The organism is Mesorhizobium sp. WSM3868 (assembly GCF_002294785.1).
GTDB lineage: Bacteria > Pseudomonadota > Alphaproteobacteria > Rhizobiales > Rhizobiaceae > Mesorhizobium.
This window is the reverse complement of the sequence record NZ_NSGB01000014.1, coordinates 29,245-52,479: the sequence shown is the minus strand read 5'-3', so window position 1 is coordinate 52,479 and position 23,235 is coordinate 29,245. Positions and strand designations below refer to the sequence as shown.

The following is a 23,235-nucleotide window of genomic DNA, read 5'->3' as shown; positions in this document are numbered from 1 at the left end:
GCTCGGTCGGGGCGGCATGTCTCCCGGATGGAAGGACTGCGCGGAAACTCCGCGCAGTCCCAAGCTGTCTGATTTCGTGACGAAATCAGTCGTGTGACATCGATCAGGTACCGGTATGGTCGCCGGCGTCCTCGCCAGTCAGCGTGTTGTGGTAGTCGCCGCCAACCACGGTCTGGTCGACCAGGTTTTCCTGAAGGTTGGCGCCCATCACTATCTGCTGATTGAAGGCGCTGACGTCGATCAGGCCGTCGGCCGAAGAGTGGCTCGTGCCGGTCACGTAGCCGTCATCGCCATTCTGCGAGCCCCACATCCCAGCGTCGCCGCCGGTGCCGCCGTCACCGTTGAAGGCTTGGCCGCCAGCGCCGCCGGCACCACCGTAGCCGGAAGCGGTGTATCCACCCGTGGCGTCGCCGCCGGTACCGTCAGCCCAGGCGCCGCTCAGCGCATGGCCACCGTCACCACCAAAGGCCGCTGCGAAGCCGCCGAGGCTGTCGCCGCCGTAAGCGTCGCCACTGGTGGCCGCGCCGCCGGTTCCGTCACCGCTGGATCCGTCACCGCCCGTGCCAGCACCGCCCGTGCCGCCGGCACCGCCGGTGCCGGAGCCCGAGCCCGAGCCCGTACCAGCGCCCCAGCCTGCGCCGAGGGCGTCACCGCCGTACGATTCGGAGTCGCCGCCGTTCGAATTGGCGTTGCCGCCATCCGAATTGGCATTGCCGCCATCAGCGTCGCCGCCGCCGCCGCCACCGCCGCCACCGCCGCCGCCACCACCACCGGTGGCGTCGCCGGCGAGGCTCTTGGCGTCGCCGCCTTCACCGTAGTTCAGCAGCGACAGCTTTCCGTCGACATCGAGGCCATCGCCGCCGTCCGACTTGGCATCGCCGCCGGTCACGTCGCCGCCATCACCGCCATTGCCGCCATTGCCGCCATCGGCCTTGGCATCGCCAGCATCCGCCTTGGCGTCGCCAGCATCCGACTTGGCGTCGCCGCCGTCGTCAGACTTGGCATCGCCGGCTTCCGCAGCGCCGATACCGAGGCCCAGTCCGAGGCCGAAACCGAGGCCGAGGCCATCGCCACCGTTGGCGTTGCCGCCGTCGCCGTAGCCGCCCTTGGCGTCGCCTGTGTCGACTTCGCCGCCCTTGGCGTCGCCGCTATCGCCGTCGCCGGCCTTGGCGTCGCCCGCGTCGGCCTTGTTGTCGCTCTTGGAGTCGCCGCCGATAGCCGCGCTGAGAGCCAGGCCGCCCTTGCCGTCGCCGGCTTCGACGTCGTCGGACTTGGCGTCCCCGCCATTGCCGCCTTCGCCGCCATTGGCCTTGGCGTCACTGCCGCCGTCCGCGGTCCCACCACCTGCCGAGATGCCGTCACCGGCTTCGGAGTGGCCGCCCTTGGCGTTCAGATCAAGCTTGAAATCGGCGTCGTTCTTGACGGTCGCGTTGTCGAGCTTGTCGTTGTCATACATGTTCAGGGTCTGGTTGATGATCGACGCGGTGTTGGTGCCGGCGCCGGTCATCGAATTGTTCAGGATGTCCTTGAAAGTGACGTCGTCGCCAGGATCATAAGTGACGTTGCCGTCCTTATTGTTGATCATGGTGTCGATCTTCATGTCGTCGTTGGCATAGATATCGGCGAAATCATCGTCGGAATTGCCGAGCTCACCTTCGAGCTTGACGCCAACGTCGACGTCGACGTCGACCTTGGTCTCGTTGACGTTCTTGTTCTCGTTCGAGTTTTCGTTCTTGGACTCGTTCGAGTTTTCGTTCTTGTTCTCGTTCGAGGCCTTGTTCTCGTTTTCGTTCTCGTTCGAGGACTTGTTCTCGTTCGAGTTGTCGTTGTCGCTCTTGTTTTCGTTCTCGTTCGAGGCCTTGTTCTCGTTTTCGTTCTCGTTCTTGGCGTCGTTGGTATTGTAGTTCTTGTTTTCGTTTTCGCCACCGCCGTCACCGATATCGAATTCGCTGTCGACGATCTGCAAACCGAATGCGTTGATGTTGTTCTTGTCGAGGTCGAGAGACATGGTCGTGTCCTCTGTTTGAAGGCCGCGACTGCCGAACCGCATTCTTCTCTTACGCGGCTATGGGCTGTACGCGGACGTTGCGTTTAATGCGGTGAATGGACTGCCGGACCGAGGGGACTGAGGTCCGCAATCCGAATTTCGTCATGACTTGCTTGAGTACCTCCCTTTGACTTCGGGAGAGGCGGCCGTCCCAAGGCAAAACCCGGGGGAGCGCCGGATCACCAAGGATCCGGTCGTTCAAACGGGAGAGTCCTGGATATGCCCCAATCCCACATGGAACCCGGGAAAGTCTGGAACCAGAGGGCGGTGATTGTAAGCTGACAGTTCGGGCTAGCCCGTTCGGCCGGACCGCTGCCCGGACGTGCTCCGGCCGCGCAAATGCCGAGATTCCTGCCCAGATCAGGTGGCGGCGACTCTGTCGAACGTCTCCAGTCGGCAGCGACGACGGAGAAAATTAGCTATAGCTCATCCGAACTATATCAGTCCGGTCTAATTTGGTGTATAAGTCGTTAAGGCTAGCTGTTTACGGGGGTGGCGGCCCCCGAAAATTTGAAGAAGGGAAAGAACTAAACCGACAGTATTCGTCTAGGGTGGGGTGGCAACCATGTCCAGAGTTAACGTGCACAGCACCGTAGGTAGCGGTGCCGGAGAGAGTTGGGCGGCGCGTAGAATTATCCTGACTGTTTCCTCTACTGACAGCTTTCCAGAATGTCTAGTATACGCCATCGAGAGGGAATTTCCCTCGATAGTCGTCGAGCAGGCTACAGGCATCGAAGCGGCCTGCGCGCCGTTCGAGCATCCCGTCTGCCTGGTCCTTATCGACACCGAGCTCCTGCATAAGATCGACGGCTATGCCGCCGAACTGATGCGGCATCATCCGGCAGCGCCGATCGTCCTGGTGCAGCACGACAGCCGAGCTTCCGTCTCAATGCACGACGTTCTCGATCTCAAGATCGTGCGCAGCGTCCTGCCCATGGATTTGAAGCTTGATGTCTGGCTTTCGGTCATCCGGCTTATGCTTCGCGGCGGCGAATATTTCCCCTTGGCGATGTTCCAGTCATACGCACGCAGCCTCTCGCAAAAGGCGTCGGATCATTCGACGCCTGCCGAACAACCAAGGCCGGACCGGTCCGGTTTCGAGGAGATGGGCGAACTGACCGACCGTGAGTTCCAGATCCTGGAAATGGTCGCTCGCGGATTGCAGAACAAGATCATAGCCGCGACCCTTCGCCTGTCGGAGCACACGGTCAAGATCCATCTGCACAACATCATAACCAAGCTGGGGGCTCACAACCGGACCGAGGCGGCCGCGGTGTTTCATGCGCGCAAGGATAGCTTTCACGGCGGCTTGGAACGATCCGGTTCGCCACAGTCCGTCCAATCTTCGCCGTGAGCCGATGATGCCTCGGTTTCAGGAGATACTGCTCCTCGTTGGCCAACTGAATTACACATGGACCAACACCGAGAGTCTGCTGATCTATCTGATTGCCGGTCTTGCGAAGGTCGACAAGGAAACGGCGATCATCATTTTCCTGACGCTGAACACGACCCGCGCGCGCATCGAGCTGGTAGAGCGGCTGGCGAAAATCCCGAAGACGCCGGCCGCCTGCCGTCGGGCGGTGCTGACAGTCACCGGCAAGCTCACGCGCCAGGCGAAGCTGCGAAACAAATACAGCCACTGCATCTACTCGTTCGACGAGGCGGGAACCCACGGAAGCACGCAGCTGATGCGTATCGTTGACGGCAAGGACGAGGTCAAATACGGAAAGATCGAAGCGCTCGATGACGAGGAGATGAGAAGAATCCACGGTTCCATCGAGGACATCAGAGAAATAAACAAGGATATCTGGTCGATCGTTATCGACAATTCGTTCCCGAGATAGGCCGCGGATCTCGTCCGGATTGGTTGCTCCCTGCTAATGCATGTCGCCCGGAAATGTGCGCAGTTCTACGACGATCACATGCATCAAAACAAAGACTTGAAGCAGGTCGCCGGAATCCGTTTCAGCGCGACGCGCTTCAAGCAACCGAGGCAGGGATCCGCCCGATGGCTTTCAGCGCCTCGGTGCGAAGCGCCAGGGCCTGGCTGTGGCCCGGCTCCAGCGCGATGCATTCGTCAAGGCTTGTGAGCGCGTCCTTTGTTCGGTCGAGCTTCATCAGCGCCAGGCCGCGATTGTAGTGCGCGGCTGCGATGTTCGGATTGATCTCGATCGCCTGGCTCACCTGCCGCTCCGCGTCGCCATAACGGTGCTGCTGCAGGCAAATCACGCCGAGAAGGTAGCGCACGTCAAAGCGCCCGGGTTCGACGTCCAGGATCTCGCGGTAGATCTTTTCCGCCTCGGCCAGGTTTCCGGCCTGGTGCAAACGGGCGGCAACGCTGAGCTTTTGCGGCAGAAGGGACTGTCGCGCGGCATCCAGTTGTCGAAGCAGCGATAGCGCCTCGGCATGGGCCGGATCGGCAGCCAGGATCTGCCGGCAACCACGCAGAGCCGCCTCAAGATCGCCAGCCTGATGAAGCGCTTTGGCGCGCGCGAGCACGACCGGCAGGCTCCGGCTCTCCAGGCGGTCGCGCAGATTGCGGCGGCTGGCCGTGCTGACGAGAAGGCATTCGACCCGGCGCTCGAGCCCGCCGAAATCATATTTGTAAGAGAAATCCCCGGTCTGCAGATCATAGACGGCAAAGCCGTTCTGAATGGCCCAGCGTATGCTGTAGAGATGAAGCGCGAAGCCGGGCGCGGGCTTCTTGACCGCGAGATCGCGCCCGTTGAGCATCCCGATTAGTGCCCGGTTCTTCCGGTCGATCAAGGTGGCCTGCACGCCGATCGGGTTGTCGTCCCGCCACAGGACCGGGAGATAGAGGGCGTCGTCCTCGAAGGCACAGCGCAGCATGTTACGGAAGTTGTTGATCATCGCCTGCGGCAGGCCTGGGTGATATCGCGCCGCCAGTTTCGCGCCCCACTGACTTTCCCAGAACCGGAGTAGCGTCTGCAGATCGCGCTCCAGCGTTGCGGCGGTCACGTTGGTGACGCGATACTCGGATGCGTCGTCGATTGCCCTTAGCGTGCGCCGCGCGGTCTTGCGGGTCGCCGCGCCAAGCCGGTCATTGAGAAAGTCCTCCCAGTCGCCCGGCAGGTTCACATAGACATAGATGTCGTGGTCGATGCCATCGCCGTCGTCGGGACGCCTCACCTTGCCGGTCACGAATTCCGGCGCGGAAAATTGCTCGAGGAACGTATTCAGCCGCGGCGGCGATGCAAATATGTTCTCAAGATGCAGCTTGGCCCAGTTCAACCGCTTCGTATGCTCGGCGAAGGCCCGGACAACGGCATCCTGAACCTCCGGTTTGCAAAGGAAGCCGGCATATCCGGCGAAGTAGCCGCCGCCCGTCCGCAATTCGTTTTGGAACGCACCGTCCCTGGCTCGTTCCGTTCGGAGCTGAAGCGGGAAGAAACCGACATAGCTGGCTGAATCGTCTTCCTTGGCGGCCAGGACGAGCCATTGGTAGCGAAGCCGCTTGAACCAGCCCGCCATCCATGGCCAGGACATGAAGTAGTGAGCCTCCGGGTCAGCAGCGTAGACGGCATCCCAATTGTCCCTCAGCTCAACGAGAGCATCGAAACTGTCGATGACATCCACACGCATGGCGTTGCCCTTTGCTCGTGGAGCGTCGGCAATAGTCGATGGTCCTTGTATCGGCTATTCCCCAATCCTTGGACAAAGCCAAGGAATGCCCCCGATGATGGTTCCACGGCGGAATTGGCCGTGCAAGCCGATCAAAGGATTGATGGATCTCTGCGCGGCGCGAAATTGCGCCGGCGGTCAAGGCGCGGCACTGCGCCGACGGGGACAATCGATCAGGAAGCGATCCGCAGCCACTTGCCGTTTTCGGACTGGGATTGCCGCGCAAAATAGCGATAGGAAGTCTGCGCCCAGTTCCTGACGGCGTCGGTTCGGTTGTCGAGGATCAGGTCGCCCTTGTCGGTGCGAACGGTAAGCACGGTGTGGCCCGCGCCGCCCGATGTAACGACCGTCAGCAGCAGGGCTGAAGCCGGCCAGCCGCGCTTCATGAACTCGCTCTTCTTCAGGATCGCGATATCCTCGCAATCGCCGGCGTTGGTCGGTACCCGCCAATCGTCGCCGAGGCCGGTGGAACGGTCGTCACGTTCGATGATCCTGGCATTGACGGAACTGTTGACCGCCTTCAACTCGGCCATGCGCCTTTCGGTGAGCTTCACCTGCTTGACGTGTCCGCCTGGGCTGCAGAGCCTTGGCTGCCTGGCGCAGAAGCCGCGGGCGGCCGGCGGGGCGAAAGCGTAACCCTTGGTGACCATCATGGACGCAGTGCCGGAAGTCTGCATGGTTTCGCTGCAGCCAGCCATAGCCATGACTGCGGCAACGAGCGCTGCCAAACGAATCACGTTCCATCCCCTCGGATCGATAGACCGAGATCATCTTCGCCGGTTTGGTAAATCAAGACTCGCTATTAGCGTTTGCACAGATTCTAAAACAATGTATGCTTAACAAATTGTTTCCGATGGTCGGAAACTTTGACATAGCGCCCAGTTTGGGGACGGGAGCGCCTTTTTTCCCTTCTTAGGAGGAAGAAATGCACCTGTACCCAAGGTGCGCGAGCAGCGCTCGCGCAATTCTGCTTGTCTCATCCGCCCTTATGGCGGTGAATTCGACGCTTCCGGCATCGGCACAGAGCAATGTTCGACCGCGTTTGACGGCCGCCCAATGCCAGCCGCTGACGGAATCCAACTACGCGCTTTGCTGCATCGCCAGCAACCGCGCAAGCATCCTCACGCGCGCACAAATCGCAATGTGCCCGCCAATCACAACGGCTCTCATCGCTTCCGTCCTTGCCAGCGACGGCGAGGGCGGCGGTTCCGGCGGCGGTAATGGGGGTTCCGGCGGCGGCAATGGGGGCTCCGGCGGCGGCAATGGTGGTTCCGGCGGCGGTGATGGCGGCGGTGATGGTGGCGGTGACTCCGGTGGTGGCGATGGCGGCGGGAGCGGTGGCTCCGGCGGCGGCGGAGGCTCGGGTGGCTCCGGCGGCAGTGGCGGATCCGGCGGCGGCGGATCAGGCGGGTCCGGCGGTGGCAGTGGCTCTGGCGGCGGCTCGGGCGGTTCCGGCGGCAGCGGCGGCTCGGGCGGTTCCGGCGGCAGCGGCGGCTCGGGCGGTTCCGGCGGCAGCGGCGGATCGGGTGGCTCCGGTGGTGGCGGCTAAGTTCGGCCCGCGTTCATGTCATGACGAGGTTGGATGGGCGTCCGCCTGGACGCCCATCCACTTCAGCCCATTCGCCCTTCCATCTGCCCGGGACGTGGCGACATCGAGCCTCGGTCCATCTGTCCGTGCCTGGAGGAACTTCGGGCGGCGAGCATCCGGCACAAACAGTGCTGAAAGCGCCTCCCGGGAAAGCAGAGCGATCCGTGACGTCGCAGGCCTACCTTGCCTGGCCGCCTTCTATTGCGATCACGACTTTCTGGTACAGTACTCCTCAGGAAAAACGTCGTTTCCACGGGAGGTGATTTACGAAGATTGTGGGATTCCCCGAAATGGGCTTCCCATTTCTGATCAATCGTGATTGGTTTTCAGCCACTTGTGTTGCGCAGATCGCCGGAGGGGGCTTGTGCGACTCATATCGATGATGGTCGAACTCGGCGTGATTGTTGGCGGTCTCGGTTTTGAAACCGATGCCAGGTGCCGTGATCTGGCCGCCATGGCTACCACTTCCATCTCTGATCCAGATGAAGCCCGGCGTCTGCAGGATGAACTGGCGCAACAGTTCTCTCTGCTGTCCTACGGCGCTGGTCTCGGCCTAGACCTTTCGCCCTACTGGGATGAACTTCTTAGCCTCGTAGAGTCGGTTCGCTGCGCATCTCGCCTGAATTGACCAGGCGATCAAGGCGCTCGCCGCAGCGGAACACAGCTGCCAATCAACGGCGCTAGCTACGAGCGCTGCGGTCTTGCCATCGCAAGGCCCCGTTCCAGCGCCTCCTTGAGGCTCGTGGTATAGTGCGCGGTGTCCTCCAGGCCGCCGAAGAAGTTTATGCGGTGGACATCGCCTTTCTTGCTTATGACGATTCCAGCTGCACGGAGGGTTTCCTGAACCGACTTGTATGTCATCTCCGATTACCTTAGCCACCCAGAGATTAAGGTTGCATCTTAATGTAACAAAAACGTGTCGCTGACTGTGAAAAAAACAACATAGGCTGCTGCCGGCTAGAGCGCATCGCGGCGAAATGGATCGAGAAATACGCTTTTAAGTCTTTGTTTTGTGCATGTCTTTTTCGAAAAACCGCTGCACAAGTTTGCGCGACATGCATCAAGTCCTTCTTTTGATGCATGTCTTCGCCCAACCCACTGCACTTTGGGGAGGCGACATGGTAATCTGATCGAGCTAAAGCCCATTGAGCTAATTGAGCGAGCGGCGAGAAAAGCGCACTGTTCTGTTTGCCGAGCCTCAGCATCAACGCCAGCTGAGATTGCCTCGGATAGTTTGTCGAACCCAGCCTTCTTCCCCGAAGCCCGTCGGCAGACAAGGCGGACCCGGTATTCCCTGGTCCGCCTTTTTGCGTCCTTCTAATGGCGAGTTCGCGGGTAAGCCTTACGTCTTCGTTTCGGGGGAGAAAATGGAAAAGCGAAACGAACGGCGTACTGCGGCAGGAATCGGTGCAGAAAGGCCCACGCAAAGTCCCCACACATCTTCGTCAGTCGCTCACTCCCCGGCGGGTGTGTACGCGCTGGCGACCTTGTTTGATATCGCCACCCCGCCGGACATCCGCTCGCCTTCCAACTCGGAATTCTCCTAGGAACACGTCATCCTCCAAGCTTTCGACCTGACGTTCCAGCGTCTTCCGTTACCGTGCTGCTCGAATGAGAAACTCGGTGCTGCGTCGAAATTGGTACAGATGGCGATACTTGCTCGATTACTAAAATAGTGAAATTTTCGCCTCGAGTGCCTGGAAGCAGGATTGGGGAGATGTACTTTCCTCAGTTTCTGGTCGGAATGCTTATCACGTCGAGCGTAGTCGGAACCTGGGCCTATGAGGCCACGAGGTCCGTGTGGATGAGCATTGCCTGGAGCCTCCTAGCCGCGCTTCTGTTGCAGGTCGGCTATCTCGCGATTGTGTTCAGGCTTGTATATGGTCGGCGACACTCCGAGCCGAAGGCGAAGGAGACCGATCCGGACGCTGCCAAGCAACAATCCCTTCCACATCAGCCACGACATACGGACGGCCGCTGACCAACTGCCGGCTTGGGCGTTCTCGTCCCTGCTTTTTTGGAGACCCGTAGCGTCCGCGCAGGCCCCGGTATGTGTCCGATCACAAGATTCCCGCCACATTGCCGAGCTTTGGTTAGCGTCGCTCCCGGGTGACATGCAACAATTGCTGGAGTCGGACCGGCAGGTGCGGCGAGGCCTGCAATTCGGTACAGCTCTTTTTCCATCGGCGGAGATATTCGGCGATTGGAACCCCGCTGCGGCCAGGCCAGCGGTTGAGCGCGCCCAGCGCCTCAATGCAATCGGGAACCTGTTCGTATTCTGCGAGAATGGTCAGGCACATTGCTTGCGCGAACGGATTGAGACCTGGAATTTCGATCTCGTTTCGGTGGTCGGCGAACCACCTCGCAGCATCTCGGGTAAGTCCCTGGCTGTCGGCGAGCGCGGTATAGCGTTTGATGATGTCCGCGCGATATTCGGCAATGGCATCGCCGAAACCGCTGTCACCTGCGAAAGGGGGGTCCTGTTTCCAGTCTTTCGCTAGGCGTCCCAGGCCTCGCAGCGAGAAGGCCTCCACCATGGCTTCCTCCAGCCATTGGCAAGGCGGTGCCGGCTTCGCATCGGCCTGCCAGCTGTTGGCAAGCACATGGCCGAGTTCATGGCCGAACTGGTAGGCAAGCTTCGACCAGTCCCGTTCGCCGATGTCGACAATGATCCAGGCCATACTGCTGCCGTCGGGATGCAGCCAGATCGCCGGCTGTCCGGTGCCATGGCGGTCGACGCGGAGCCTTGCCGGCTGGCGATCAGACAGCAGTCGGACGCCGTCCAGGCAGGCGCGCCGCGCCTTTTCAACGACCTGTTCTGCCGCTTGCGGGAGCATGCGGCCCCAATTGCCCGCGAGTTCGAGGGGGGCGGACAGAAGCGTCGCGGGTGTCTTATTCCGGGGGGATGGCATAGCTGCATAGCCCGGGTCCAGGATGGCCGAAAACTTTGCCATTGCGGTAGCCGATGCTGCCGCAACGATGATGCCAACCGCCAAATCTCGGCGCCTCATAGCCTCTCCAGTTGGCGGACGCAAATCCTCCAAAAGTTCGAATGCCTGGTCCAGGCCGTCTCGCCAGCTATCACCGATCCGGCTAGACTTGAAGTTCTCTCAAGTGGAGGCCGGGGCGCAAGCTGGTTCGCTCGATGCAAAGTGATTGAATGGACGAACCATCGCCAAAATGGGGCTAAAAGCGTCATGTCGGAGATTTATGTAATCAATCTCGATCGAAGTGTCGGGCGGCTGGATAAATTTCGCAAGTTGAACTCGCACCTGCCGGAAGTCCGGAGGTTCTCCGGATTTGACGGAAAATCCATCGACCGCGACAAGCTGATAGAGCGTGGGGTTATCAGTTCGGATTTGGAGTATGCGCCTGGGAGTCTGGGCTGCGCCATCTCGCACGTGACGCTCTGGAGAGAGGCCGTCGGTCGGCACAAGGTGATAACGGTTGCCGAAGATGATGCGATCTTCTCTCGCGAGTTCGAACGACATACGAACGCGCTCTTGGCGAACATCCCGGCCGATTGGGATTTCATCCTGTGGAGTGCAAGTCTGCGATGCTATGCTTGGCTAGATGCCCTTCCTGGCGGAACCGGTGCCAGGCTGGAGTTCTTTCCGGGCGAAGTCATGACGCATATTGCTGACTTCCAGGAGGCGGCAATCGAACCTGCTCTGCTTCGAGCGCGCTATCTGCTCGGCACGGTTTGTTACTCCGTCTCGCCACGTGGCGCGCGCGCGCTGTTGGAGTGGTGCCTTCCGATACGGCCGATGATCGTGGATTTTGCAGGCTTCGGCCTAAGGCTGAACAATGCAGGCATCGATTGCATCATGGCGGGCGTGATGCCCTCGCTCAAAGCCTATGTGTGCTTGCCGCCGCTTGTCATCAGTGACGAACGGCCGGAGGAATCGGTACGGATCAATACGTGAGCGAGAGGCTGGCGTTGACCGCAGTCGGCCAGTCCGTCCCATCAGGCAACCGATAGCCTTCACCGGACACCCACTTCGCCGAGCGGCGATGCTCGATCTTCGTGCCGGCGCCGAATGAAGAAATCGAGGTTGTTCCTGAGACGCTCATTGCCCGGGTCAAGCTCGAGCGCCATCTGCCCCCATTCCACAGCGCGGTCCATCGCATTCAGGTGCCATGAGGCGATGGCGCCCAGATCAAACAGCCGAAAGCCCCAGCAGTTCGGGTCATCGAGATAGCTTCCGGTGCGGCGAGTGTTTTCGATTCCGTTGCTGCACGCCCAGAACAGATTCAACCAGTCGGCCCTGCCGTGGAGTTCCTCCGCAAGGTCGGCCCAGATCTCGCGCCGATGCGGCGCTTCCATTCGCGCTTTGTCCAACCACACCAATCTCTGGTCCGGCATCATGCGTGCGATGTAGCGCATCGCTTCTGACCGTTCCTCGCCCCAGGTGCTTGTCGGCAAGCCAAGGTAGCGCTCAAGCAATTGAACGGCCTCGTCGGGCCGGTTGGCCCACATCAGGTCCCGCCCGAGCCAGAAACACATCTGTGCGTCGTCGGGATCTTCCTTGTAGGCAACCTCCATCAGAGGCAGGTAGCTGCTCCTGGTTGGCTTGGCCAGGTCCTGCACCTCGAACATGACCAGGTCGTTGCTGGTCGTGACCACCTCCCTTTCTCCGGTGAAGACGAGGGCCTCATGGACGGGGCGCTTGAAGCGATATCCCCAGCGATGGTGAAAATTCTTGGTGGCCCATTGCCGCAACGGTCTGGGGTCGTCGACACTCGCTCTATAGATCGTCTGACAATAGAGGGCTGTCGTTTCGGGTCTCCAGGCCGCCTCCAGCTTGGGGCGCCAGCCGGCCTCGAGGAAACGATCCATATCCATCGTGCAGCACACGTCGACGTCGGCGGGGATGAGCGCCAGGGCGGCATTTCGGGCGTCATCGAAGCGCCATGGGCGGACCGCGATCCGGTGCACGGTAACGCCGGCGTTGATCAGTCGCGATACCGTGTCGTCGGTGCTGCCGGTGTCGGCGACTATCCGATAGTCGGCGCCGACAGCCGAATTTGCCCACCTCTCGACATGTGCGGCTTCGTTCAACGCGATGGTGTAGACCGCGATCTTCAAGGAAGGGGTCCGCGATTGGACGCAGTCGCTAAGCCACCTCCCGCTGAACGGCTGGACTCGCCCGAACCCGACCGCACCGCCCTGTGACGCTCATCGAACAAGGCCGACGCCTCCGCGCTTGCGGATCGCCACTAGCCCTCCGAGCAATTTTGCCTGGCTAAGCTCGAAGTGGCTGTCGAAGAACCGGATTTCGGCAAACTGATCGGCAAGGTCGCTGATACCGACCGGGTCGATTGATCGGGCCGTGCCGTGCTGTTGGATTTCTCGCAATAGATGCTTGGTGAGTGTAATTTCACTGGCATTTTCGCCTGTTGGCTGCCAGTCGAGGTCTTCGATGAAATACCATCCACCCTCTGCGAGCAGCGGGAAGAATTCGCGCAGCGTCAGTTGCTCGTCGAACGAGGCGTGGCTGCCGTCGTCGATAATCACGTCAAGCGAGCCCGGTTCCAGCTTCGCCGCGACGGAGCGCAGATCCTCCAGCTTGGATTGATCGCAAACGAAAGACTTGAACCTCTCATTGTTGAACTGAGAAAAATCCGTCAGGTCGACACCGATCACCTCGGCGTAAGGAAAATAGGACTGCCAGAGCGAGACCGAGGGCGTCTCGGACTGGTTGCCTTCCGCCGCGATGCGACAGAGGCCGATCTCTAATAGCCTCCGCATGGAAAGTCTCCGGCTCGACAGCAGCCGCTCGTAGACGCGTGCGTAAGCATGCCGGTTGCCGGTATGGCGGTTCTTGTCGGTGTTGAAGCGATCAGCAAGATCGATGAGTGTGGGAAAGCTCCGCAGCGGCTCGACCAGCAAGGAGATGAGCGGCGCTCCTTCCCCGCCCGAGCGAGCCTCATTTCGTGCCGTCCACAGGTGTGTTCCGAAGACACGCTCATCATTCAGGTAGACAGCCACATCGGCGAGCGGCTTTTCGAACTCGCCTATCTCGGTCCAATCGATCGCGTTAAAGAACATCGGCCCGAAGACCCAATCGCGCAGCTCGGCGCCTTGATCCGAAGCAATGTAGTCGGAGAGCAGTTTCGGGCCGATTTCGCCAAATCCCTTGCCGCTTGCACCGAAGAAGCGCTCGATTGACATCTCGTAGAGCGCTCTCAAATGGGGGCTGAAGGCTTCGGCATAGATGACGTTGCCGCAGACGAAGTGGCCTTGGTGCCCGCCGCGCCATTGCAGATTGAAAAAGTAATCGCCGCGGAACGGAAACGGTCGCAGCATGACCACGTCGCAATCCATCCACAACCCGCCATGTTCGTAAAGCACGGCGTAGCGAAAGGCGTCGCTGAAATAGCGGATCTCGGAGCCGGCGACCATTCGCTCGAACAAGCTGCGCGGCATCACGTCATCCGCGGCGCGTACCTCGACGCCGAATGGCACGAGGAATTGAAGCTTGTTCGGCGAGTAGCTCCAGACCCTCACGGGATGGCCTGCCGCGCGCATCGACGTGGTGGCGGCAATCAGGGTCAGATGCTTCGCAGTGTCGGAAAGCACCTCGTAAAAGCAGTGGATCTGAGGCAGCGCGGCATCTCCCCAGTCCAGGAAGGGGGCTATCCGGCTATCGAACGCCCAGGATTGATCGCGACGCTCATGCGGCGAGTCTGCGAAGCGAAGGAACGGCGCCAGCTCGAGCAGGACCTCCTCTGTGCCTTTCGCATTGCCGGAGAGGACAATCCTGCTCGCCTCCTTCGGGAGTCTGCTGTCAGGCCGGGTTTGTTGATGGAGGTCGCCGGGTTCTTTGCGCTGCTGAGCCGCCACAATTTGTATGGTCGCACCGTCCGCCGACGTCGTCGCAAGTGAGCTCCAATATGCCTCGCTTGCGAACAAATACTCGGTCCTCTCCAGCAGCGAGCTTACCTCCGAGGCATCGACGGCGGCGATCCACGCTTCGCTCTCGGCGACGCCGTACGAAATCAGCAGGCGCTCGTCTTTTGGGTGCCAGGCTAGGCCGGCGGCAAATTCAACCCCCTTTTCATTGAAGAAGAACGGCCGGCTGATCTTTGCCAAGCAGCCTGTTTCGTCCAACCAGACGAAGCGGTGCTGGCAGTATGGCTGAGCCCCGTCGGGCCTTGCCCGCGTCTCAAGCGCGAGTGTCAGCCATCCGCCTTCGAAGGCAATCGCCTGGGTGCCTCCCTTGAGCTCGTCGGCAGCGACGGAAGACGGCTTTTCCGATATCGTCTGCCCTTGATCGCCGACGATGCGGATAGAATCTCCCATAGAAAGGAACTGCAGCCGCTCCCGGTCGGTGCCGATGCCAGCCGGCTTGACGAGGGGGAGCCAGTTGTTGCCGTTCACCTTCGCACCGATCGGCCGGAGCACGCGCCAGTCAGTCATCCGGTATGGTGCAGGCCCGCCATCGTCGATGCGCGCGATGACCGGTTCGCCTTCTGCCGCCGGCGCGCGCATATAGGCGCTGCTCCACAATTGCCCCTCCCAGGCAAACAGGCGCATAGCCTCGAGGCCGCAGCCGTAGGCAGGTCGCGGCAAGTCGGTCGGCTGTGAAATCTCATCGGCCGATGCGATCCCGAATTCGCTGTCGATGCGCAGCAAGAAATTGCGTGTGTGCACCGCCGCTCGATCCGGCGCTCGAGCCCGGAGATTCTCTTCCGCCGCCGCCAAGGTGATGGCCCCCTGCAACACTACGATCTGGTTGTCCCAGCGAGCCACGGAGGGGTTTGAGAGCCGATAGCCGTCGGGGGGCATGAACCCGACCGGTTGCGCAGTGAACGACGGCATCATCGTCTTGGCGGGCTGGATGTAGAAGAACAGGTTGGAGCGCGCCAGATCGCGGGAACCGTCGGCGATGCCGCGGCTCAGCGCCAGCCAATTGCACACTGCGAACCCGCGGTCCTTGCGCAATGGATCGCTCGCGTAGTTTGCCGCGATCGCGTATTCCTCGCGAAGGCCCGTCGTGTAGATGAAATCCTCGAGAAACAGGATGTCTTGCTCGGGTTTCTTGATCGCCAGACCGGCTTCCGAAAACAGCACGCTGGCGTCATTCATCCCCTTCTCGCGATGGAACCGCGCGAGGTCGTAGAGGGGTTCGGTACGTTGCGGGCGCTGATTGAAGGCAGCAAGCGCCTGGCGAACGAAGCCTGCATCGTCCCCGAGTTTTTTTAAGCAGCGCGCCTCCTGCAGCCGGGCGTTCCATGCTTCCTCGTCCCAGCCGCCCATCGCCGCGCGTTTGGCGTAGGCCACCGCCGCCTCGGCCGCGCGTCCGGCGTCGCGGTAGGACTGCGCCAAGTAAAACCAGTATCGGTGGTTCTCCGGGTCTTTTTCCAGCGCTTCAAGTAGGAGCTTGATGTCGCGCTCGAACTTGTCGACGCGGTTCGATCCGCTGGCATGGTCCTTGTACCAAACGCCCTGCAGTTCCTTCACGTCGCCGGGAACGTCGAGATATTCATGCGTCACGCCACGGTAGCGGGCACCGGCATCGCGCCGGACGATACGGGTGTTCCAATAGGCGAGGTTGGAACCGGAGCGCTGGAGCAGCCGATAGCCGGGACAGTCGAGCTGTGCTCGGAAGCCCGCGTCCTCGACGACCAACTCCATATCGGCGTCGTCGAAAAGCAGATAGTCATACGCGAGCGACGAAGCATATGCATGATCGAGGGCGGCGTTGCGGGCCTGCTCGAAATTCTCGAAGGGGAACTGATGCAACTCCCCGGGCAGGCCGCGATCGGCGAAGAAAGCCCTGATGTAATCCTGGGTCCCGTCGGTCGATCCGGTGTCGCCGATGACCCAGCAGTCGATGTGGTCGACGACCGCCTCCAGACAGCGCTGCAGGTTCGCCGTCTCGTTCTTGACGATCATGTTCAGGCAAAGTCGCTTGCCCGTGGTCATCCGTGAAATTGCCATCTCTCGCTCTGACGTTGCGCGACGTTCAGCAATGCCATTCTTCGTGCCGCGGATGAATTCGCGGAGCCGTCTCGAAGCTCCTATTATCTACTTGTCCCGCCACTGGAGCGGGTAAGGTCCTCAGACGATCTCCGCCCACTTCACCGCCATTTGCCGAGCGACGTCAAGATCGACGAAGCGGTGGTTGGCGTCGACCCCGTCGCGACGCCCCAACGGGGATGACAGTGCTCAAGCTCGATCACGTTTCCGGGCTTGACGCAAATGCCGCGGTGAGGGTTAAGTTATGGATTTAAAAAATATTTTCTAGAGTTTCGGTTTGTAATATTTCCCGACCTAATACTTTAGAGGTAGGCCGGTTTAGTCGCTTCCATAGTTTACAGATCGCTAATTTTCAAATTTACTAATTTGCTGCTGTGAGGGGGGGCCCACAGGTCGTGGGTAGCTGGCATTCTGCGGAAGTCGTAGGGGAGTCAAGCCAGAGGGTTCCGGAGTAGCTAAGGCCAAAGTCGCGGACGACTAAGGCACGTGCGTTTAGTGAGCGCGCGGCCGCGTAAGCGTTTGTCTTTTTTGTTCGGGTCGATCGGGTTTTCCACTCCGGAGCTCTCTCGCGAGTTTTCGCCAAGAGATCGGCGTCGGCTGTGACGGGAGTGGATCGTGTATCACGTGATATCACGTGCGTTTCCCAGGGAGTTTGAAGCCCGCCGCTTCGACAAACTTCAAACCTATCCGCAACTGAGCGCCGCAGGCCGTGCCTATCTATGCGCCGGCGGGAAATTTGTTGCTGCAAGGTGCTGCGGATTGCTCCCGTGCCCCGTATCCAAACCAAATCTCAACAGAGCTATTCAGGCCGAGTGCCGTCCGCGAACGGCGCCGTCTGCGACTTCCTGCCCGCCGATCGGACCGGGAGTCGTCTGGAGCAAAGGCTGCAGCCCATCACGTCTTCGCGCGCGAGCTTGCGGCCAAGCCCGTCGGATCGAGGGCGGTACTGCGGTGATTGAAAATCAAGTGTCAAGCAAGAGAAGCCGCGGCACCAGCCGCCGCCAATCGGGGAGTGCATGATGACCTACGCAACTTTGTCTACTGGAATGGATGTGACCGTTAGGGGCGTTTTGCCCATCGGCGACGCGACCGAGCATATAACCTATTTCATTCTGGATGCCGCCAAGAACGCGATCGTCGGCCAGGTCATTCTTCCCGCTGCCGTCAAGCGAAGCCACGCTGTCGCAATAACTGTCAAGGTTCCAAGCACCGCCGGCTCTCTCGCGATCGGGACATTTGACGAAGGCGGGAATTTCCAAGCCTCCGGTTTCCTCCGCGTGGAGGCCCCTGCCGTTGGCCGTCCAAGCGGCGCCATCGGGCCGTCCGGAAGATGACCGCGGCCAAGCGCCGTTTCCGCGCCGCTCGCCGACTAAGCCGGTGGGCGGTTTCCCTTTTTTGAAATGAATTGGAAGCGAACAGGAGCCAGTCATGGCCCGTGCCTCTGAAATTCTCTTTGTGGATCCTTCGATCTCCGATCTCGAGACTGTTCTGAGCAACGTGCGGCCGGGGGTCCAGGCCATCCTGCTCGATGGCCGTCAAGGGCCGGCGGCGCAGATGGCTGCGGCGCTGAGAGGGCACGAAGAGCTCCGCGCGGTCCACATCATCGCGCATGGCGCGCCGGGTCGGGTTAATTTCGCTTCAGGAGAATGGTCGGTCGGGACATTGAAGGGCGCGGCTGAGGAATTCGCCGCAATCGGCAGGGCGCTCGCTGCGGACGGCGAACTGCGGCTATGGAGCTGCGAGACGGCGCTGGGAAAGGCCGGCGATGCGTTCGTCGACGCTTTGGAAGCGGCCGTCGGCGTGGATGTCTGCGCGTCCAGTTCGCTTGTTGGTGCGGCAGTCCTGGGCGGTGCGTGGGAACTACCCGCACGTGCGGGCGCGTCGGCGCCCCTGCCGCCGCTGACCCCAGTTGGCGTAGCAAGTTACATCGGGCTCCTGGTCGCGGGTGATCTGACGCTTACTGGCACGATTACTGGCCCCGGCAATAGCAGTAACGTCAACACATACTACTTGGTGGATACAACAGCCACTCCTGACACGGTGGTCGGTAGCTTCCAGCTTCCATCTGCAACCAACGGTTTGGTATTCAGATTTGCTGCAACGATAACAGTTCCAGACACCACGCATAACTATACCATTTACAACCAGAATTTTGGCGTAATGGGTACACTTACGCCTGGCCCCGGTAATACGTATATTTTCACATCCGGCGCGGCTAATCCCACCAATAACAATAACTTCGATGGCGGGAGTTTCGCCATCACGAGTCAAGTAGGCCCGACCGGCCCGGCTGGCGCGACCGGAGCCACGGGTGCGACCGGCGCTACGGGCGCGGGTTCAACAGGCGCGACGGGCGCCACCGGAGCAACAGGCGCGACGGGCGCAACCGGCGCGGGTGCGACGGGCGCCACAGGTGCGACCGGCGCGACCGGAGCATCAGGCGCGACGGGCGCTACCGGCGCGGGCGCGACGGGCGCCACAGGTGCGACCGGTGCAACGGGCGCCACCGGCGATACCGGAGCTTCGGGTGCGACCGGCGCTACGGGTGCGACTGGAGCAACCGGCGCTACAGGTGCGACTGGCGCCACGGGTGATACCGGTGCAACCGGCGCTACAGGTGCGACTGGCGCTACGGGTGAAACCGGAGCAACGGGCTCGACTGGAGCGGCCGGCGCTACAGGTGGGACCGGCGCCACAGGTGCGACTGGTGCAACCGGCGCCACAGGTGGGACCGGCGCCACCGGCGATACCGGAGCAACGGGCTCGACCGGAGCAACCGGCGCCACAGGTGCGACCGGCGCCACCGGCGATACCGGAGCGACGGGCTCGACGGGCGCGACCGGAGCAACCGGCGCCACAGGTGCGACCGGCGCCACCGGCGATACCGGAGCAACGGGCTCGACGGGTGCGACTGGAGCAACAGGCGCGACTGGCGCCACCGGTGATACCGGAGCAACCGGCTCGACCGGTGCGACCGGTGCGACCGGAGCAACCGGCGCCACAGGCGCGACCGGAGCAACAGGCGCGACTGGCGCCACCGGCGATACCGGAGCAACGGGCGCCACCGGCTCGACAGGTGCGACCGGCGCAACCGGCGCCACAGGTGCGACCGGCGCCACGGGTGATACCGGAGCAACGGGCGCGACCGGTGCGACCGGAGCAACCGGCGCCACAGGTGCGACTGGCGCCACCGGCGCCACAGGTGCGACCGGCGCCACGGGTGACACCGGAGCAACGGGCTCGACTGGAGCAACCGGCGCCACAGGTGCGACCGGCGCCACCGGTGATACCGGAGCAACGGGCGCCACCGGCGCGACGGGTGCGACCGGTGCAACCGGCGCCACAGGTGCGACCGGCGCCACGGGTGACACCGGAGCAACGGGCTCGACGGGTGCGACCGGAGCAACCGGCGCCACAGGTGCGACCGGCGCCACGGGTGATACCGGAGCAACGGGCTCGACGGGTGCGACCGGAGCAACCGGCGCCACAGGCGCCACCGGCGCGACCGGCGCCACCGGCGATACCGGAGCAACGGGCGCCACCGGCGCGACGGGCGCGACCGGAGCAACCGGCGCCACAGGTGCGACCGGCGCCACCGGCGATACTGGAGCAACCGGGGCCACTGGCGCGACCGGCTCGACTGGAGCAACGGGTGATACCGGAGCAACGGGTTCGACCGGGGCCACTGGGGCGACTGGAGCAACCGGCGCCACTGGTGCTACGGGCGATACCGGCTCGACCGGCGCTACGGGTGCCACAGGCGCAACCGGTGCAACTGGCGCTACGGGCGATACCGGCTCGACCGGAGCAACCGGCGCTACGGGTGATACCGGAGCAACGGGCTCGACTGGAGCAACCGGCGCCACAGGTGCGACCGGCGCTACGGGTGCCACAGGCGCAACCGGTGCAACAGGTGCAACTGGCGCTACGGGCGATACCGGCTCGACCGGAGCAACCGGCGCCACAGGTGCGACCGGCGATACCGGAGCAACGGGCTCGACGGGTGCGACCGGAGCGACCGGCGCCACAGGCGCGACCGGCGCCACCGGCGATACCGGAGCAACGGGCGCCACGGGTGCAACAGGTGCAACGGGCGCGACCGGCGCCACCGGCGATACCGGAGCAACGGGTGCCACCGGCTCGACAGGTGCGACCGGCGCCACCGGCGATACCGGAGCAACGGGTGCCACCGGCTCGACAGGTGCGACCGGAGCAACCGGCGCCACAGGTGCGACCGGCGCCACCGGCGATACCGGAGCAACCGGCGCCACCGGCGCGACGGGTGCGACCGGAGCAACGGGTGCGACTGGTGCCACGGGCGATACCGGAGCTACAGGCGCCACCGGCGCAACAGGCGCGACCGGCGCTACGGGTGATACCGGAGCAACGGGTGCGACTGGCGCCACCGGTGCCACCGGCGCAACTGGTGCAACCGGCGCTACGGGTGATACCGGAGCAACGGGTGCGACTGGCGCCACCGGCGATACCGGCGCTACCGGCGCAACAGGTGCAACCGGCGCTACGGGTGATACTGGAGCAACGGGTGCGACTGGTGCCACCGGCGATACCGGAGCAACCGGCGCCACCGGTGCGACCGGCGCTACGGGTGATACCGGAGCAACGGGTGCGACTGGTGCCACCGGCGATACCGGAGCAACAGGTGCGACTGGCGCCACCGGCGATACCGGAGCTACAGGTGCCACCGGCGCCACGGGCGATACCGGCTCGACTGGAGCAACGGGTGCCACCGGCTCGACCGGCGCTACCGGCTCGACTGGTGCGACTGGCTCGACCGGAGCAACGGGTGCGACCGGCTCGACCGGAGCGACCGGGGCTACGGGTGCAACCGGCTCGACTGGGTCGACAGGTGCGACCGGCGCTACGGGTGCCACAGGCGCTACCGGCTCCACAGGTGCGACCGGCGCGACCGGAGCAACGGGTGCGACAGGTGCCACCGGCGCAACGGGTGCGACTGGAGCTACCGGAGCAACGGGTGCCACAGGTGCGACCGGCGCGACTGGAGCAACGGGTGCCACCGGCGCAACAGGTGCGACCGGAGCCACCGGCGCGACTGGAGCAACGGGTGCCACCGGCGCAACAGGTGCGACCGGCGCCACGGGTGCGACCGGCGCGACTGGAGCAACGGGTGCCACCGGCGCAACAGGTGCGACCGGCGCCACGGGTGCGACCGGCGCGACTGGAGCAACGGGTGCCACCGGCGCAACAGGTGCGACCGGCGCCACGGGTGCGACCGGCGCGACTGGAGCAACGGGTGCCACCGGCGCAACAGGTGCGACCGGCGCCACGGGTGCGACCGGCGCGACTGGAGCAACGGGTGCCACAGGTGCCACCGGCTCGACCGGAGCGACAGGTGCAACTGGAGCAACGGGCGCTACCGGCTCAACTGGAGCAACGGGAGCAACCGGCTCGACCGGAGCGACCGGCGCTACGGGTGCAACCGGAGCAACCGGTGCGACTGGAGCAACGGGCTCGACCGGAGCAACCGGTGCGACCGGAGCCACGGGTGCGACTGGAGCTACCGGAGCAACTGGCGCGACCGGAGCGACCGGCGCTACAGGTGCGACCGGAGCCACAGGTGCCACGGGCTCGACGGGTGCGACCGGAGCCACCGGCTCGACCGGAGCAACGGGTGCTACCGGCGCGACTGGAGCAACGGGTGCGACAGGTGCGACCGGCGCTACGGGTGCGACAGGTGCGACCGGCGCCACGGGTGCGACCGGCTCGACCGGCGCCACGGGTGCCACCGGCTCGACTGGGGCGACCGGCGCTACCGGCGCGACCGGAGCAACGGGTGCGACTGGCTCGACCGGCGCTACAGGTGCGACCGGAGCGACAGGTGCAACCGGCGCCACGGGTGCGACTGGAGCAACCGGAGCTACCGGCTCGACGGGTGCGACCGGAGCCACCGGTGCGACTGGAGCAACTGGCGCGACTGGAGCGACCGGCGCTACGGGTGCCACTGGCTCGACCGGAGCAACCGGCGCGACTGGAGCAACGGGTGCGACTGGAGCTACCGGAGCAACGGGCTCGACCGGAGCAACCGGCTCGACCGGAGCGACCGGCGCTACGGGTGCAACCGGAGCAACCGGCTCGACAGGTGCGACCGGAGCCACCGGTGCGACTGGAGCAACGGGCTCGACCGGAACAACCGGTGCGACCGGAGCCACCGGTGCGACTGGAGCTACCGGAGCAACTGGCGCGACTGGAGCGACCGGCGCTACGGGTGCCACGGGCTCGACCGGTGCGACCGGAACTACCGGCTCGACCGGAGCGACCGGCGCTACGGGTGCAACCGGAGCAACCGGCTCGACAGGTGCGACCGGAGCCACCGGTGCGACTGGAGCTACCGGAGCAACTGGCGCGACCGGAGCGACCGGCGCAACGGGTGCAACCGGCTCGACGGGTGCTACTGGGCCGGGCGGCGCAACGGGCCCGACCGGAGCGACCGGCCCCGGCGGCGAGACCGGTGATCGCGACAAAGGCAACAACGGCCATGGCAATGATCCTGACCACAACGACAGCAGCAATCCTGGGAAGGGACATCCCAAAGATGGCACTGATGCCGATGGCTCGCCTGGCCATCGCACCGCCGCGGTCACGGCCAACTCGCTCGGGCTCAAGGACACGACGCAGTTCCTGCAATCCGGCTCGACCGACAGTGATGCCGTCAGCCATGCGTCGTTCCGTCAGCTTGTCAGCCAGGCCGCCGGTTCGGTGACGACCGACCTCCTGAATGTTCTCACCACGATCAGGGGATTTGGTCAGAACCAGAACAAGCCGTTGGGTGCAAGCACCGACCTGACCTCGGATCAGAACAAGCAGGGTGCCGGCTTCGCCAACAGCGACGACACGGTGAAGAAGGCGCTGAAGGACATTCTGAAGCCGCATGACTGAGCATGAGTGAAGAGGAATGGCGACCGGACAGACGACGATAGAAACCGGTCCAAAGCT

At 62.9% G+C, this 23,235-nt stretch carries 14 protein-coding genes and 1 pseudogene; 8 read left to right on the top strand and 7 right to left on the bottom strand.

Features of this window, described 5'->3' with window-relative positions:
* Nucleotides 1–103: 103 nt before the first annotated feature.
* Nucleotides 104–2,008 carry a hypothetical protein gene (locus CK221_RS31105; RefSeq protein ID WP_095779122.1) on the bottom strand — a complete coding sequence of 635 codons (1,905 nt, stop codon included), beginning with the start codon at nucleotides 2,006–2,008 and terminating at the stop codon, nucleotides 104–106.
* A gap of 604 nt (nucleotides 2,009–2,612) precedes the next feature.
* Here CK221_RS31105 and CK221_RS21070 point away from each other — a divergent pair.
* Both CK221_RS21070 and CK221_RS21065 read left to right on the top strand, forming a co-directional pair.
* The gene (locus CK221_RS21070; protein ID WP_067001385.1) at nucleotides 2,613–3,401 is read left to right on the top strand and encodes a response regulator transcription factor; all 789 of its coding nucleotides are present in this window, start codon (nucleotides 2,613–2,615) and stop codon (nucleotides 3,399–3,401) included.
* Between the two features lie 7 nt (nucleotides 3,402–3,408).
* Nucleotides 3,409–3,891: a hypothetical protein gene (locus CK221_RS21065; protein ID WP_067001392.1), complete on the top strand. Its 483-nt coding sequence runs from the start codon at nucleotides 3,409–3,411 to the stop codon at nucleotides 3,889–3,891.
* A gap of 136 nt (nucleotides 3,892–4,027) precedes the next feature.
* On the opposite strand, the gene CK221_RS21060 is transcribed toward CK221_RS21065, so the two are convergent.
* Nucleotides 4,028–5,650, bottom strand: a complete 1,623-nt coding sequence (locus CK221_RS21060; protein ID WP_095779121.1) for a GNAT family N-acetyltransferase — start codon at nucleotides 5,648–5,650, stop codon at nucleotides 4,028–4,030.
* Nucleotides 5,651–5,862: 212 nt separating this feature from the next.
* The gene (locus tag CK221_RS21055; RefSeq protein WP_245418871.1) at nucleotides 5,863–6,366 is read right to left on the bottom strand and encodes a transglutaminase-like cysteine peptidase; all 504 of its coding nucleotides are present in this window, start codon (nucleotides 6,364–6,366) and stop codon (nucleotides 5,863–5,865) included.
* Between the two features lie 464 nt (nucleotides 6,367–6,830).
* On the opposite strand from CK221_RS21055, the gene CK221_RS21050 reads away from it, so the two are divergent.
* Nucleotides 6,831–7,238 carry a hypothetical protein gene (locus CK221_RS21050; protein ID WP_179295178.1) on the top strand — a complete coding sequence of 136 codons (408 nt, stop codon included), beginning with the start codon at nucleotides 6,831–6,833 and terminating at the stop codon, nucleotides 7,236–7,238.
* 418 nt (nucleotides 7,239–7,656) lie between these two features.
* Nucleotides 7,657–7,905, top strand: coding sequence for a hypothetical protein (locus tag CK221_RS21045; protein WP_095779119.1), 249 nt, complete (start codon nucleotides 7,657–7,659; stop codon nucleotides 7,903–7,905).
* A 56-nt stretch (nucleotides 7,906–7,961) separates the two neighbouring features.
* On the opposite strand, the gene CK221_RS30360 is transcribed toward CK221_RS21045, so the two are convergent.
* Nucleotides 7,962–8,138 carry a hypothetical protein gene (locus CK221_RS30360; RefSeq protein ID WP_170950440.1) on the bottom strand — a complete coding sequence of 59 codons (177 nt, stop codon included), beginning with the start codon at nucleotides 8,136–8,138 and terminating at the stop codon, nucleotides 7,962–7,964.
* Nucleotides 8,139–9,370: 1,232 nt separating this feature from the next.
* Nucleotides 9,371–10,231, bottom strand: a complete 861-nt coding sequence (locus CK221_RS21035) for a hypothetical protein (protein WP_095779117.1) — start codon at nucleotides 10,229–10,231, stop codon at nucleotides 9,371–9,373.
* Nucleotides 10,232–10,474: 243 nt separating this feature from the next.
* Here CK221_RS21035 and CK221_RS21030 point away from each other — a divergent pair, with 243 nt between their 5' ends.
* Nucleotides 10,475–11,203 carry a glycosyltransferase family 25 protein gene (locus CK221_RS21030; protein WP_067001318.1) on the top strand — a complete coding sequence of 243 codons (729 nt, stop codon included), beginning with the start codon at nucleotides 10,475–10,477 and terminating at the stop codon, nucleotides 11,201–11,203.
* A gap of 59 nt (nucleotides 11,204–11,262) precedes the next feature.
* Here CK221_RS21030 and CK221_RS21025 read toward each other — a convergent pair whose 3' ends face one another.
* Together CK221_RS21025 and CK221_RS21020 are read right to left on the bottom strand one after the other, a co-directional pair.
* A complete protein-coding gene (locus CK221_RS21025; protein ID WP_067001317.1) occupies nucleotides 11,263–12,366 on the bottom strand; it encodes a glycosyltransferase in 1,104 nt (367 codons plus the stop codon).
* 90 nt (nucleotides 12,367–12,456) lie between these two features.
* Entirely contained in the window at nucleotides 12,457–16,209 is a 3,753-nt protein-coding gene (locus CK221_RS21020) for a glycosyltransferase (RefSeq protein WP_067001316.1), read from the bottom strand.
* Between the two features lie 1,073 nt (nucleotides 16,210–17,282).
* Between CK221_RS21020 and CK221_RS21015 the strand changes: the two genes are divergently transcribed.
* From CK221_RS21015 to CK221_RS21010, 3 genes and pseudogenes are all read left to right on the top strand, one after another.
* On the top strand, nucleotides 17,283–17,597 hold the full coding sequence (locus CK221_RS21015) for a hypothetical protein (protein ID WP_143749081.1): 315 nt from the start codon (nucleotides 17,283–17,285) through the stop codon (nucleotides 17,595–17,597).
* A 94-nt stretch (nucleotides 17,598–17,691) separates the two neighbouring features.
* Nucleotides 17,692–18,186, top strand: a pseudogene (locus CK221_RS30815) (DUF4347 domain-containing protein); the annotation flags it as partial.
* A 237-nt stretch (nucleotides 18,187–18,423) separates the two neighbouring features.
* Nucleotides 18,424–23,178, top strand: coding sequence for a hypothetical protein (locus CK221_RS21010; RefSeq protein ID WP_245430704.1), 4,755 nt, complete (start codon nucleotides 18,424–18,426; stop codon nucleotides 23,176–23,178).
* Nucleotides 23,179–23,235 lie beyond the last annotated feature (57 nt).

Coding starts and splice junctions, on each gene's coding strand:
- CK221_RS31105 (WP_095779122.1), bottom strand. CDS start 2,008: ATGTCTCTCGACCTCGACAAGAACAACATCAACGCATTCGGTTTGCAG.
- CK221_RS21070 (WP_067001385.1), top strand. CDS start 2,613: ATGTCCAGAGTTAACGTGCACAGCACCGTAGGTAGCGGTGCCGGAGAG.
- CK221_RS21065 (WP_067001392.1), top strand. CDS start 3,409: ATGCCTCGGTTTCAGGAGATACTGCTCCTCGTTGGCCAACTGAATTAC.
- CK221_RS21060 (WP_095779121.1), bottom strand. CDS start 5,650: ATGCGTGTGGATGTCATCGACAGTTTCGATGCTCTCGTTGAGCTGAGG.
- CK221_RS21055 (WP_245418871.1), bottom strand. CDS start 6,366: ATGCAGACTTCCGGCACTGCGTCCATGATGGTCACCAAGGGTTACGCT.
- CK221_RS21050 (WP_179295178.1), top strand. CDS start 6,831: ATGTGCCCGCCAATCACAACGGCTCTCATCGCTTCCGTCCTTGCCAGC.
- CK221_RS21045 (WP_095779119.1), top strand. CDS start 7,657: ATGATGGTCGAACTCGGCGTGATTGTTGGCGGTCTCGGTTTTGAAACC.
- CK221_RS30360 (WP_170950440.1), bottom strand. CDS start 8,138: ATGACATACAAGTCGGTTCAGGAAACCCTCCGTGCAGCTGGAATCGTC.
- CK221_RS21035 (WP_095779117.1), bottom strand. CDS start 10,231: ATGGCAAAGTTTTCGGCCATCCTGGACCCGGGCTATGCAGCTATGCCA.
- CK221_RS21030 (WP_067001318.1), top strand. CDS start 10,475: ATGTCGGAGATTTATGTAATCAATCTCGATCGAAGTGTCGGGCGGCTG.
- CK221_RS21020 (WP_067001316.1), bottom strand. CDS start 16,209: ATGACCACGGGCAAGCGACTTTGCCTGAACATGATCGTCAAGAACGAG.
- CK221_RS21015 (WP_143749081.1), top strand. CDS start 17,283: ATGACCTACGCAACTTTGTCTACTGGAATGGATGTGACCGTTAGGGGC.
- CK221_RS21010 (WP_245430704.1), top strand. CDS start 18,424: ATGGGTACACTTACGCCTGGCCCCGGTAATACGTATATTTTCACATCC.